Source organism: Anaerosolibacter sp. (assembly GCF_029240175.1).
Lineage (GTDB): Bacteria > Bacillota > Clostridia > Peptostreptococcales > Thermotaleaceae > Anaerosolibacter.
The window spans coordinates 48,342-61,561 of record NZ_JARBTM010000009.1 but is presented as its reverse complement, the minus strand read 5'-3'; the positions used below and the strand labels follow the sequence as shown (position 1 = coordinate 61,561).

Annotated in this window: 10 protein-coding genes and 2 other annotated features; of the genes, 1 reads left to right on the top strand and 9 read right to left on the bottom strand. The window is 35.4% G+C overall.

Features of this window, described 5'->3' with window-relative positions; genetic code table 11:
- Nucleotides 1–23: 23 nt before the first annotated feature.
- Nucleotides 24–1,634 carry a citramalate synthase gene (gene cimA / locus K0R93_RS08350; protein ID WP_300299897.1) on the bottom strand — a complete coding sequence of 537 codons (1,611 nt, stop codon included), beginning with the start codon at nucleotides 1,632–1,634 and terminating at the stop codon, nucleotides 24–26.
- 54 nt (nucleotides 1,635–1,688) lie between these two features.
- The gene (ilvC, locus tag K0R93_RS08345; RefSeq protein WP_300299895.1) at nucleotides 1,689–2,681 is read right to left on the bottom strand and encodes a ketol-acid reductoisomerase; all 993 of its coding nucleotides are present in this window, start codon (nucleotides 2,679–2,681) and stop codon (nucleotides 1,689–1,691) included.
- 126 nt (nucleotides 2,682–2,807) lie between these two features.
- Nucleotides 2,808–3,058: a binding site (T-box leader), on the bottom strand.
- Nucleotides 3,059–3,428: 370 nt separating this feature from the next.
- Nucleotides 3,429–3,675, top strand: a binding site (T-box leader).
- A gap of 277 nt (nucleotides 3,676–3,952) precedes the next feature.
- Between ilvC and K0R93_RS08340 the strand changes: the two genes are divergently transcribed.
- Nucleotides 3,953–4,159: a hypothetical protein gene (locus tag K0R93_RS08340; RefSeq protein WP_300299893.1), complete on the top strand. Its 207-nt coding sequence runs from the start codon at nucleotides 3,953–3,955 to the stop codon at nucleotides 4,157–4,159.
- Nucleotides 4,160–4,246: 87 nt separating this feature from the next.
- Here the strand turns inward: K0R93_RS08340 and K0R93_RS08335 are convergent, their stop codons facing one another.
- The 7 genes from K0R93_RS08335 to K0R93_RS08305 all read right to left on the bottom strand — a co-directional run bounded on the left by K0R93_RS08335 (nucleotide 4,247) and on the right by K0R93_RS08305 (nucleotide 12,918).
- Nucleotides 4,247–6,001 (bottom strand): outer membrane protein assembly factor BamB family protein, encoded by a 1,755-nt coding sequence (locus K0R93_RS08335; protein ID WP_300299891.1) that lies wholly within the window; start codon nucleotides 5,999–6,001, stop codon nucleotides 4,247–4,249.
- A 231-nt stretch (nucleotides 6,002–6,232) separates the two neighbouring features.
- Nucleotides 6,233–6,745, bottom strand: a complete 513-nt coding sequence (locus K0R93_RS08330) for a GNAT family N-acetyltransferase (RefSeq protein ID WP_300299889.1) — start codon at nucleotides 6,743–6,745, stop codon at nucleotides 6,233–6,235.
- Nucleotides 6,746–7,050: 305 nt separating this feature from the next.
- The gene (locus K0R93_RS08325; protein WP_300299887.1) at nucleotides 7,051–8,736 is read right to left on the bottom strand and encodes a bifunctional diguanylate cyclase/phosphohydrolase; all 1,686 of its coding nucleotides are present in this window, start codon (nucleotides 8,734–8,736) and stop codon (nucleotides 7,051–7,053) included.
- A gap of 63 nt (nucleotides 8,737–8,799) precedes the next feature.
- Nucleotides 8,800–8,937: a cyclic lactone autoinducer peptide gene (locus tag K0R93_RS08320; RefSeq protein ID WP_300299885.1), complete on the bottom strand. Its 138-nt coding sequence runs from the start codon at nucleotides 8,935–8,937 to the stop codon at nucleotides 8,800–8,802.
- Between the two features lie 20 nt (nucleotides 8,938–8,957).
- Nucleotides 8,958–9,605: an accessory gene regulator ArgB-like protein gene (locus tag K0R93_RS08315; RefSeq protein ID WP_300299883.1), complete on the bottom strand. Its 648-nt coding sequence runs from the start codon at nucleotides 9,603–9,605 to the stop codon at nucleotides 8,958–8,960.
- A gap of 6 nt (nucleotides 9,606–9,611) precedes the next feature.
- Complete coding sequence (locus K0R93_RS08310) at nucleotides 9,612–10,085, bottom strand: hypothetical protein (protein WP_300299881.1); 474 nt, start codon at nucleotides 10,083–10,085, stop codon at nucleotides 9,612–9,614.
- A 157-nt stretch (nucleotides 10,086–10,242) separates the two neighbouring features.
- Complete coding sequence (locus K0R93_RS08305; protein ID WP_300299879.1) at nucleotides 10,243–12,918, bottom strand: sensor domain-containing diguanylate cyclase/phosphohydrolase; 2,676 nt, start codon at nucleotides 12,916–12,918, stop codon at nucleotides 10,243–10,245.
- Nucleotides 12,919–13,220: the final 302 nt, after the last annotated feature.

Sequence of the window (13,220 nt, the reverse complement as noted above, 5' to 3'; positions counted from 1 at the left end):
CTATATTAAGGTTCATGCACCCTTTAATTGATTCGTTGTTCTACCAGGTATATATTTGCTTTTTTCTCAATTTCTTTTAATAGTTTATATTCAATAGAGTCCACCAAAGCAATCCAACTAGCTTCAATAATATCTGTAGATAACCCTACAGTGGTCCATACATCATGTCCATCGGTGGATTCAATCAAAACCCTCACCCTTGCTCCTGTAGCCTTCTTGGTATCTACAACCCTTACCTTATAATCCGAGAGATATACTTCTTTTAGCACAGGATAGAATTCCTCCAATGCTTTTCTTAATGCCTTATCTAAGGCATTAACAGGGCCATTTCCTTCAGCTACGGTAAGGGCATCCTTTCCCTCCACCGTCAATTTCACCACTGCAGTAGAGCTGTCTCCATCCTGGGAAGGTTGCTCTCCGATGATTTTATAATGTTTTAATTGGAAGAAGGGTTTATACTTTCCTAGGTGCTTTCTGATCATCAACTCAAAGGAACTTTCTGCCCCTTCGAATTGATAACCCTCATGCTCCATTTTCTTTAAACAATTCATAATTTCCTGAGTTTCTAAGGAATTTTTCTTTATATTGGGATTTATTTTCTGTATTTTTGATAGTATCGTCGTTTTTCCAGAAACCTCTGACATGAGGATTCTTCTCTCATTTCCTACCTTATCGGGATTTACATGTTCAAAGGAATGATTGGCCTTCATAACGCCATCTATATGCATACCACCCTTATGGGCAAAAGCGCTGTTTCCTATATATGGCTCCCTTTCGTTCAAGCTGATATTGGATACCTCCGCAACAAATCGTGCTGTAGGTGTTAGATTCATTAATTGATTCGATGGTATACACTGGTAACTTCGTTTCAATTGTAGATTTGCAATCACTGTACTTAAGTTTACATTCCCACATCTTTCTCCGAAACCAATATAAGTTCCCTGAACCTGAGTTGCTCCTGCCTTAACTGCCATAATGGTGTTGGCTACTGCCATCCCTCCATCGTTATGACAGTGAATTCCTATCTTTACAGGAAACTTTTCACACACAGTTTTTGTAATACTGTATACGTCATCTGGAAAAGCTCCACCGTTCGTTTCGCATAATACCAACCAATCTACTCCGCCTTTTACGGCTGCTTCTAGAGCCTTCAGGGCATACTGAGCATTTGCTTTATATCCGTCAAAGAAATGTTCTGCGTCAAAGATCACTTCTTTTCCTTTGCTTTTAAAATACGAGATGGTATCCATGATCATATTAAGATTTTCATCCAATGTGGTTTTGATAATTTCTGTTACATGAAAATCCCAGCTCTTACCAAATATTGCGATAACCTCTGAATTGGCCTCTAAAAGAGACTGTACATTGGCATCTTCCTCTACTGGAGTATCTGGTCTTCTTGTGCTGCCGAAGGCCGTCAGCTTCGCATTCACCAATTTCATTCCTCTAACTCTTTCAAAGAACTCTAAATCTTTAGGGTTTGATCCTGGATTTCCTGCTTCAATATAGCTTATTCCTAAGGCATCCAGAGCCTTAACTATTTTTAATTTGTCTTCTACTGAAAAGGAAATACCCTCAGCTTGAGCGCCATCCCTTAAAGTAGAATCAAATACCTCTATTTTTTCCTTGGTCATCTTACCACCTCCTGCTCCCTCAAAAGCGTTTTTTACATTCCTATCACTTACCAATTATTTTTTAAGCCAGCTCATCATTTCTCTTAATTCTCTACCCACTACTTCAATTTGATGATTTTGTTCCATCTTTCTTTTTGCATTAAACATTGGTCGATTTGCTTTATTTTCAAGAATCCAGTTCTTTGCGAAGGTGCCATCCTGCACCTCTTCAAGCACTTTTTTCATCTCTTTTTTTGTTTCTCCTGTCACGATTCTTTTTCCAACAGAATAATCTCCATACTCTGCAGTATCACTGATGGAGTAACGCATATAACTTAAACCGCCTTGGTTAATCATATCGACGATCAGCTTCATCTCATGTAAACATTCAAAGTATGCACTTTCTGGTTCATATCCTGCTTCCACCAATACTTCAAAGCCTGCCTTTATCAGTTCTGTAACACCACCACATAATACCGCCTGTTCACCAAACAAATCAGTTTCTGTTTCTTCCTTGAAGGTAGTTTCCAATACCCCTGCTCGAGATCCGCCAACCCCTGCGGCATAGGCTAAAGCAACCTGCTTTGTATCACCCGTTACATCTTGATGAACAGCTACCAAACAAGGTACGCCTTTGCCTTCCTGATACTGACTCCTTACTGTATGTCCCGGCCCCTTTGGTGCCACCATAAAAACATTTACATCTGATGGTGGAAGGATCTGACCATAGTGGATATTGAAGCCATGGGCAAAAACCAAATACTTGCCGGCAGTAAGATGAGGTTTAATACTCTCTTGGTATAAATCCACCTGCTTTTCATCATTGATTAGGATGACAATTACATCGGCAGCTTTCGCAGCATCTGCTGCAACTGCAACCTTTAACCCTGCCTCTTCAGCTAATTTCCATGATTTACTCCCTTCATATAAGCCAACCACCACATCAACACCAGATTCATGCAAGTTTAATGCATGGGCATGCCCCTGACTGCCATATCCAATTACAGCTACCTTCTTTCCATATAAGAATTCAATGTTACAGTCCTTTTCGTAATATAATTTTGCCATTTTCATTTTCCTCCTAATGATTTTATATTTTATTTAAAATAATTTAACCTGATTGACAAAATGGTTATCAGAAAGAATCCGGGATTTTGGGTATAAAAAATCCTCGCCACTGCATGATGCTATCTTTGCAGGGACGAGGTTATATTCCACGCGTTACCACCCTAATTGTTTCTATAAATAAGAAACCTCTCTTCTAGGTTCTATCAAACCCTCAGTCTGTAACGGAACTTCCCGTTTGCCTTTACTTACGTTTATGAAATGTCTTTCAAGGCAACTGCTCAGGAGCGATTTGTATCCTACCACAGTATCGGTTCGCAGCGACCACCGACTCTCTGAAACTGATTCTGTAAAACACCCTTCTCCCTCATCACATTTTTATGTGTTTTGGTTTTCGATTTATTGTTTTTAATATTACCATGGGAATCTTATAGTCGTCAACATAATTTTTTAAATTTTTTTTCTATTCCATCAATTCCTAGTGATATTCACCCATGTTAGATGCGGCCAAATCCCAGTTATTTAGCCATGATAGACTGTATAAAAATTCTTATTCACTTTTAAAATTTCCATAAGATTTTTTAAATTTTTCAGAATCCAAAGGCTTGGCGTACTGATAAACCCGTTAAATTTTTCTGTAATCTTTCTAGACCTTAGTGGGATCTGTATATTTTTCCATATATTTTTTTCAAAATGTATATTGACATCCTATGTATAAGTTGTTATAATTTTTAGAAATAACTGAATATTCAAAACGTGTTGAAGGAGAAGGATATTTTAGCAAACAGTTTCAGAGAGTCGGTGAATTGCTGGAAACCGGCACTGTTATAAAGTATGGATCACTCCCGAGCAGTATCTTCTAAATCTTAGGAAAGTAGTTGATACCGATTAGCCTCGATAACGGCTTAGGTTTGATTGAACTGAAAAAGATATTTCTTCCTATAGCATATAGGTGAAATAATTAAGGTGGTACCGTGAGCTACTACTCGCCCTTAAGATATCTTTTTAAGAGCGGGTATTTTTTATTGTCTAAGAAAATATAGTTTTTGATTAGTATCAACCTTAGTAAGAACAAGGAGTATAAGGATTTTGAAATATTTTACAATAAAAATTCAGGGGTGCAGGGGAAGTATTCCCATGCCGTAGTAAGAGGGGTGCTCAGGCTGCTTAGCAGCCGTCGAAGGGGAACTAGGTTCCCCTAGCGAAGGCATCGTTAGATGCATTTTTTATCTGATTTTACTTCAACCGATGAACACATAAAAGGAGGAGTTTGTATGTACAATGCAACAGCAGTAAACCTAATGACTTCAACAAAAGATAAGACCCTTGGTTCTATTTTAGGTAATAAAAAACAAATTCATATACCAAAGGATCATAATGAAAATGAGGAAAAGCGAAATTGCTCCATGAATTTCTGGGGCCAAGGAACTGAAAAGGATGACTTATCCTTCTTTGATCTAAGGATGGTTATGAATTACTAGTTATTCATGGATGTTCTGTCTCTTGGAATATTTAGCAAAGAATGTTGTTCTCATATCTGATATGAGAACAACATTTTAACTTATTTATTAGTAGATTCTAACCCCGTATATTTTTTGTCCCCTTGTTCCAACGACAACCATATTGTCGAACACGGCTGGAGAACCTTCTACATTCGCACCTAACTCAATGACATCTAATGTATGTCCTGTTAAACCATCTACTAGATGCATCTTTCCTGCAGAATCGCAGACAACAATATATCCTTCACCCTCTTCTGTATATACATCTACAGGAGAACTCCATGAATAGTTGGCTAATTCTAAGCGCCATACTTCTTCACCTGTGTTTTTATCTAGGGCAACAAGTAAACCTCTATTAAACCCGCCCCAACGTGCAAGATTATATATCACCATGTGGTTTAAAGAATTTTTTCCAACTACTGGTGTCGCTAGAGCCCCACCATTATTAGGTTTATCTCCCAGTTTAGAATCGCATGCATAAGCTTTCTCCCAACTCAATTGACCAGTGAGCGCATCGATTTTTCGGATATAGCTTATCCCTTTTGCACCTTGCTTATCTACTTCGCAGGCTGTATAGAGGTTAACTTGATCTTCTTTTTCCTCCTCAATCACTACAGTACTGTCCGTATCGTCAGTAATATCCCTGACCCAAATAGGCGTTAAGGTGTTTAGATCTATGCATTGTAACCACCCTCCATTATCTGCAAAATAGGCTAGGTTCTTATAAACGGCCACTGAGTTTTCTATTCCCTGATAATTATTTCCTGTTATGCGATATCTGTATTTCATAACTTCAGGGTCTATAGTGATTGTATTTGCTATTTTATCATAGTCTGTATTTAATTTTACAGTATAAAAAATGCCGTTTTCTCCTGCCAACAGCATGGTATCTGTTTTTTCATCTATTAGTGCCGTGGAATCAAAGGCTGCCCAACTTCTAAAAGCAAATGAATCAGACCCGTTGATAAAGAATAGCTTCTGTTGGTCTATCAAGCTATATATTCGATACCCCATTTCAACTCTTTTTCCTTGAACAGTATTAATCCCTTGACCTACGTATAACAGGGGTATTCCCCGAGGGTCAACAGTAAGACTACCCTTTACGGGACCAGGAATTTGAATCTTTTCACGGGTAGGGGTTCCATCCTCAAGATCGAGAAAATAGACCTTGCCATCTAACGCTGCATAGATTACCTCACGCAAATCTTCTTTAGCCTTTTTCTCTTCGATTATATTCATGGTGTTTTTCAATTCTTTAGACCACTCAACAATAGATGGTTGTCCATTCCATCCTACGCCTGTCCAGCTATCAATTCCTCCGATGGGAATCTGCCATTGAATTTCTAGTTTTCTTTCGTTAATCTCTGCAAAACCAAAACTGGCAGAATCTCGATAATGGTTTCCCCGAAAGCAAGTGACACCTTTTACTGTCGAATAATTATTTCCTGTATCCATGATGATTTTATCATTTCTTGTAAAATCAGCGATGATTTCTTTTCCTTTTGCCACATCATACTTTAGTTTCTCTAATATGGTTAGATCAATCTTCTCTAGGTTGATGCTTGCCTCTTGTTGGATGAGTTCCTCCATGATGTCTTTTTGAGTTTCCATGTCTACCCTTATGGGTTCATTCATTTCTATTGAACTATTCTCCCCAACGTTCTCCCTATCCGCTGCTGTATTCATTTCTTTTATTGGTAATTCACTTTGCTGTAATGCCACTTCATTTTCCTGCTGATCAGCCTGGGCTATAGTCAGCAGCGCAAAAATGAGCATTGCCATGACAGCCCACACGATCATTTTCCCCTCTTTGTTTTCCATAAATCTTTCCTCCATATTCTGTAAGTTTCTTATAAACTATATGAAGGAAATATTAAAAAATGCTATTATATTGAAAAACGGACTATGGCGTTTCCATAGTCCGTTTTATTGGCTTGCAAAAACTAATATTTTTATCCGTTTACTCAGTTACAACATCCTTCACATCTATAGCTGCTGCATGGTTTAAATTATAATTCATGTATTATAGAATAAATTCTCACAATTCAATATTTATCTAGAAGTATTGAGTCTTCCCATCATTATTTCATCCACATATTCTCCATTTCGTATAGCTGCTTTTTTCTTCAATCCTTCAATTTCAAAATTAAATTTCTTATATAAATTGATGGCTTTTTCATTGTCTGCAAAAACAGCTAACTCAACTCTTACAAGCATAAGCCAGTTGTCAGCAATATCAATGATTGCTTCCATTAATCTAGTTCCGACACCCATATTCTGAAAATCCTTATGCACCATAATTCCAATACTTGCAGAATGACGCAGTCTGGAATTTGGGAATATATTCAATCCAGCAGTTCCGATAATTTTTTCTTCTCCCGAGTCCTCTTTTGCAACTGCTACAAATTGATGTGCATCGTTATCCAAGCTTACAATAAAATCTTCATTTCTTTTAATTCTCTCAGAAGGAATACCTAGAATATTCTCAAAAACTCCAGGCATACGTCTAAGTTCGTTAACGCCTTTTCCATCACCAATACAAATCGGCCTAATATAGAATTCCATAATCATACCTCCAAACGAATTCACCATGTGTCATTTCAATCTCCTTCATTTACGCCTTATAAGGTTTTGGTCATGTATACCTAATACATGTTGACCAATTTTTCTACCGCCATAAAAGTAAATTCCCTATATAGAGCCAATATCCTTTGATATTCGTTCGATCATATTCGACATATTGTGGTATGATAAATCTATCCATAAAGAAGCTTTAATCACTGTTTAACTCCATTATAAAAGGGACTATTACAGTCCCTTTATTGGTTGTTATTTTACCGTCCATTTTACATGAACTGTTTTTGTATAGTTTACAAACCTAATTGTGCTTCATTTGATTTAAGAACTTCAATAAACGCATCAACGATAAGGGGATCAAATTGAATTCCCTTGCATCTTTCTAGTTCTACTATGGATTCATCTATGGTTTTGCTAGTATTATAGGGTCTATTTGAAGTCATTGCGTCAAAACTATCTGCAACAGTGAGCACTCTAGCTAAAAATGGTATATTCTCTCCTTTTAGATTATGGGGATACCCTGATCCATCATATCGTTCATGATGATATAAAATAAGAGGAATGATATTTTCTAGCGAATGCACTGATTTAATAATTTCAGTTCCGTTTGCAGGATGTTGTTTTATGGTATTCCATTCGCTGTCTGTTAACTTCATTCTCTTATTCAATACTTCCTTGGGTATTTCTATCTTCCCTATATCATGTAAATAAGCACCAAATTTCAAGGTCTTTTTATCTTGATCTGAGATTCCTAACTTATCTCCAAGCAGCTGGCAATACATAACTACTCTCATCGTATGACTATACGTATATCTATCCTTGGCATTAATAACACTGATTAGCGTTTTTATAGAACTGATCAAATCTATATGTTCATCTTCAATATCATTCTTTAATTCATCTAAGATAGAAACATAGGATTCTACTCTGTTTTTGCTCAAAAATTTAGCCCTATATAAAGCATCATCCGCACTATTTATTAATTCCTTTATACTTTGCGATTTCCCTGGAAAACAGGATACACCAACAGAAACCGTAAGCTTTCCATTGGGTAGACTTTCTTCTCCACTAAAATATTTATTTTGAACTGCTTCTCTGACCTTCTCTCCAATTAAAACAGCCTCTTCCTCATCGGTATCTGGCATTAAAATTGTAAACTCTTCTCCACCATATCTAGCAACAATGTCACATTCTCTCCCTTTAGCAAGAAGCAGTTCTCCAATTTCTTTTAACACTAGATCCCCAGCCGTATGTCCATATAGGTCGTTATAGTATTTAAAGTAATCTATATCTATAAGCATAAGTGAAATTGCTTTATTTGATTTCTTTGCCATATTAAAATTATACCTAATTGATTCATGAAAATATCTATGGTTATATAAGCCCGTTAACTCATCTTTATTTGCTAAGTTAATTAAATACTCTCTATAACCCTTTTCTAAATTTGCATAATACCCTATTAACCATGCGGTTAGGATAAACACTCCTACTAACACTAAGTCACTTTGAAAGTAATTGTTTACGATACCACTTGGTGATGCAAAATAATCTATAGTCAGTATAATTCCGGAACACAAGAAAGCTATAGATAAACCAAACATTTTTCCAAATTGAATTGTTGCAGTAATAATTGTAAATAAATAAATAAACTTATATTGGCTTTTGTGACTTCCTGTAATAAAAATCAAAAATAAAAAAATCCCTATATAAAAGGCTATTTCGACAATATCCTTTCGAGTAATTTTTTCATCAAATCTATCTCTAGCTACACTAAAAGACCATGCTTTATAAATCAATAGTAAAACTATTGAAAACAAAACTAACGTTATGGAATTAACCATATTGAATATATTAAGACTTTTTTCAATCCATATATCGCTATCAAAAAAGGCAATCCCACAAACTAATAGGGAAAGCAACTTTACTACTGAAACTACTTCATAAATATTTTTTCTTCTTTTATCTTCAGCATAATACATTCTAACACCTGTCTTCATTAGTATAAATGATGTAATAGGAGAACTTAACATAGCTCTCCTATTCTATTTGTCCTTTAATAACTTTGGTTCATTTGGCTGATACCAACCCCAATAACACGCAGATGCGGATGTAGTTGTAGCAAAGAAAGTTAGTAAAGAAGCACCCAATACAGTAAGCGTCATGAATACTTTATTTTTCATTTTTTCACCTCCTTTATTTTTTACTTAATAGATAAACTATTTAGCATTTTATCAAGATTCAATATTATAGAGCTCCCAAAGGATGTTAATGATACAGCCTGGGTAAGAAGTCCCCCGGATATCGCTGTAGCAGTACTTAGTGCTAAATAATTATGACTGCTTAAAAAAAACACATAGGAACACGCAGTTATCATAAGGCAAATATGGACAGTCTTTAGCGAGGCTTTCTTCAATCTAAGCCTAACTTCGGCCTTGACGATGGGCTTATTGGGCGTATCCATTGGACTAAATTTGATTATGCAATAATATGTAATCAAAAAGCAGACTAACGTGAATATACTGCTCAATCCTATTCCTGAATTAATTTCAGTCATATTCATCAATAGTGCTAGTCCCACAGACATTATGACTCCAATTGCAGCACATCTATTTGGAGACGTGGCATGAACACCACCAGCAGATTTTCTTAATATTGCACCAACCAATGAAATCGTAAACGCTTCAAGTAGAACACCAAACAATAACCCGAATATAATTACCAGACCCACTGACCATATGGTTTGAAATATGGAAAAAGCACCATATGCCAAAACCTCTTTATTATCTTCATCTAAATGTAAATAACCAGCAATGACTGCTGCAAGACTGCTGGATAATTTCTCAATCATATATATCTAGACCACCTTTGGTACTTCTTCATTTTTATTTCTTCTTATTCTATATAAAAAGAATACGATTAAGGCGAATAACAGTAAGGATGGCATTCCTGCTAATGTCTTTAATTTTATATTGTCTAGCATTGTCTCTATAGGAAATTTAAATAGATTTACAAGAACAAAAAAGTTTATAAAATCACAAATAGATAAAATAATGATGCTTAAAAGACCAGAAGATATGGCAGTGATAATATTTATATTGTTTAACCCAACAGCTGCTATAATATAGATAATTAAAGATATTATCGTATGCACACCAAAATTAATTGGGAGTAGTCGAATAAAAAATGGTGTGATCCCTAATATAATTCCAGTTAGAACAAGTTTATTTGTATCAAACTGTTTATTTGACAATACATACATCAAGAAGCAGAGCAAAAAACCTTCGGGTAACAGCCTAAAAAACAACTCAAACAATGACAATTTCAGCATTTCATCACCTTTTTTCTACAATATGTATATTCATTCGTTTTATAATTCGACATATCGGCACCAAAATCCTTTCCTCATTGTTAATTATGTATTATTTTTAACATGGTATATTCAATTTACAATTATATGAACAAAGTTCCCTATCGACAAATAGTTTTCAATTTCCGGAAATGAGGGGAAAAAGTTCAAGGAATTTGCCGACTACTTCTGGATCAAATTGAGTTCCAGAACATCTTACAATTTCTTTTAAGGCTTCATCATGAGAAACAGGCGCTTTATACACTCTTGCATTGGTCATCACATCGTAAACATCGACTACTGAAATAATTCTTGATAATAAAGGAATTTCATCACCTTTTAAGCCTTTAGGGTATCCTGTACCATCCCATCTTTCATGATGAAATAAAATATACTTAGAAATATGCGCTAGTTCTGGAGAAGTTTCTACAATTCTATAGCCAATCTCAGAATGTCTTTTCATCTTTTCCCATTCCTCTAAGGTTAATTTTCCTGGTTTTTGAAGAATAGAATCAGATATTGCCATTTTTCCTATATCATGAAGCAGCGCTAACAAACCAAGTTCATTAATTTTATCATTGTCAAGGTTCAAGCTTTTACCTAATGCTATGCTTAAGTCCTTCATACGCTGACAGTGGGTTTCTGTTTCGTGGCTACGCTCATACAATGACTTTTGTAAAGAATTAATAATATGACTTCTCGTACTCTTACTTTCAAGTAATTTATTCCTGTACATTCGTTCTTCTGCTTCTTTAATTAGTTCTGTCATCGATTCGTTTTTGTACTTTATAGCATATCCGAGAGATATACCTATTTGTATTGGGGTATCGGCTGATTCCTTTGATAGGCAATAAATTCTCTCACATATCTTATCTACAATATTTTTATCCGTATGTGGCAAGAGGATTGCGAATTCATCCCCTCCCCACCTACATATAATATCTTCTTTACGACAGGCCTTCTTAAGAATATCTGCAGTTTTGGCCAACAGTTTGTCACCTGTTAAATGACCAAAAACATCATTGGTTAGCTTTAAACCATTTACATCCCCAATAATAATGGCAAGCGGCAGTTGCCTATCTGTATCAAGGCGTTTCAACTCTTCTTCAAAAAAAGCTCTGTTATATAGGCCTGTTAACTTATCATGGTAGCTTAGATATCTTATTTTTGCTTCTGCTTCTTTTCTTGCTCTAATATCTGTATAAATCCCATGATAACCAATGATCCTTCCTTCAACAAAGGTAGGACCTCCCCGAACGCACACATCAATGAGTGTGTTGTCCTTATGTTTTCTTACTGTATCTACTTCCACTTTTTGGTTCTCAAAAGCTATGTTATTAATCATTTGACTTTCCATAATGTATTCTTCGCTTACAATCAATTCATCCACGGTTTTTCCAACGCATTCATCAATTGTATATCCAAACAGTTCTGTAAATGTATGATTAATATTTATAATTTTTCTGTTCATGTCAATATCTACAATAGCATCAGGCGAGTACTTAAAAAGAGACTCCAGAATTTTCTTCTGCTTTCTTATCTGATCTTCTGCTTCTTTTATGAATCTAACATCGGTATAAATAGCATAACCTCCAACGGTTTTGTTGTTTATGACAATGGGGACTCCTTTAACAAAAACTTTGATTGGATTTCCATGCTTATCATACCGTACAGTATCTCGAAATTGACAATCTCCTTTTTCTAAACCAGCAAAAGTAAGATAGCTCTCCATTTCATTGAAGGGATCAATGATATCATTAATGTACTTACCTTTAACCTCCTCAAAAGTATATCCAAATAATTTAACAAATTCTGTATTGATATCAATAATGCGTTCTTCCTCATCAAACTCCACAATGGCATCGATTGAATTATCAAATAGACATTCAAATGATTTTTTCTGGAGGAGCAAAGCATCTTGATAGTTTCTTTCTTTCGTAACGTCTCTATGGGTTCCAACCATTCTAAGTGCCCTTCCATCCAAAGCTCTTTTCGTTGCTTTACTTCTCTCATGAACCCACATATAACTGCCATCTTTTCTAAGAATTCTATATTCCGCTATATAAATAGGTGTTTCATTATTTACATGTTTATGAAGTTCATCAACTACCCATTCTCTATCCTCAGGATGAATCATATCCAACCACTGTTCATAGGAATTCGTAATATCCTTATCAGCAAATCCTCGCATGGTTTTGTACTGCTTTGACCGATAAATACTATTGGTTTCCAAATTCCAATCCCATACGCCATCTCCGCTGCCTTCCAACGCAAAGATCCATCGCTGCTCACTCTCTATTAAGGCAGCTTCCTTTTCCTTTATTTGATCATAATTATATCGCAATATTTCTTCATTAGCAGTTAACTGCTGTAGGGAGGCTTCCAGTTCCTCGTTTACTTCCTGAAGCATTTGCTCGCTTTCTTTAAGCTTTTGCTCTTTCATCTTTAAGGATGAAATATCGCTGATAAAACCTTCGATATAAAGCTCATTACCTTCCATATCCTTTTTGATGTGCATATTTAAGAGTGCATTTATAATACTACCGTCTTTACAATAGTACTGTACTTCATAATTCGCAAGCTTCCCATCTCTTCTCATTTGCGCCAAAATGTCTTGCCGATTATAGTCCCTTGTAAACAACTGGTTTTGAATATCATTGATGGAAAGTATAACTTCTTCCGGTGATGAATACTTTAATATGGTGGAAAAGGCTTTATTTGCATATAGAAATTTTCCATCGAAAGTACTATGAAAAATTCCTATTAGTGCATTATCAAATAGCTCCATATAGTTAGTAGTAACTTCGCTTGTCATCCCAAAAGCACCCCCTGCGCCTTATGTTAGATTCCTACTATATACATTTATATTTTCTCAATACGTTGAGCTTTTCTTAAGCGTTGATATGGAAATCAAGCTTAAATGATGATCATATTTACTAATCAAATTCCCTTTTTCTTTTAATAAATATTTCCCTTCATATTGACAATTTCCTTCATTTTTTACTGAAAATTTTTAATTTTTTAAAAATTTCCCCTGTATATTTAGTTATATTTTATATTGCTTTAACTGAATTTTAACATATCGATCGGTACATAATTATAGTAAAATATAAATAC

What these genes read in the sequence shown, in the direction of transcription:
- K0R93_RS08335 (WP_300299891.1), bottom strand. Translation starts at nt 6,001, where the DNA reads ATGGAAAACAAAGAGGGGAAAATGATCGTGTGGGCTGTCATGGCAATG.
- cimA (WP_300299897.1), bottom strand. Translation starts at nt 1,634, where the DNA reads ATGACCAAGGAAAAAATAGAGGTATTTGATTCTACTTTAAGGGATGGC.
- K0R93_RS08305 (WP_300299879.1), bottom strand. Translation starts at nt 12,918, where the DNA reads ATGACAAGCGAAGTTACTACTAACTATATGGAGCTATTTGATAATGCA.
- K0R93_RS08325 (WP_300299887.1), bottom strand. Translation starts at nt 8,736, where the DNA reads ATGTATTATGCTGAAGATAAAAGAAGAAAAAATATTTATGAAGTAGTT.
- K0R93_RS08330 (WP_300299889.1), bottom strand. Translation starts at nt 6,745, where the DNA reads ATGGAATTCTATATTAGGCCGATTTGTATTGGTGATGGAAAAGGCGTT.
- ilvC (WP_300299895.1), bottom strand. Translation starts at nt 2,681, where the DNA reads ATGGCAAAATTATATTACGAAAAGGACTGTAACATTGAATTCTTATAT.
- K0R93_RS08340 (WP_300299893.1), top strand. Translation starts at nt 3,953, where the DNA reads ATGTACAATGCAACAGCAGTAAACCTAATGACTTCAACAAAAGATAAG.
- K0R93_RS08320 (WP_300299885.1), bottom strand. Translation starts at nt 8,937, where the DNA reads ATGAAAAATAAAGTATTCATGACGCTTACTGTATTGGGTGCTTCTTTA.
- K0R93_RS08315 (WP_300299883.1), bottom strand. Translation starts at nt 9,605, where the DNA reads ATGATTGAGAAATTATCCAGCAGTCTTGCAGCAGTCATTGCTGGTTAT.
- K0R93_RS08310 (WP_300299881.1), bottom strand. Translation starts at nt 10,085, where the DNA reads ATGCTGAAATTGTCATTGTTTGAGTTGTTTTTTAGGCTGTTACCCGAA.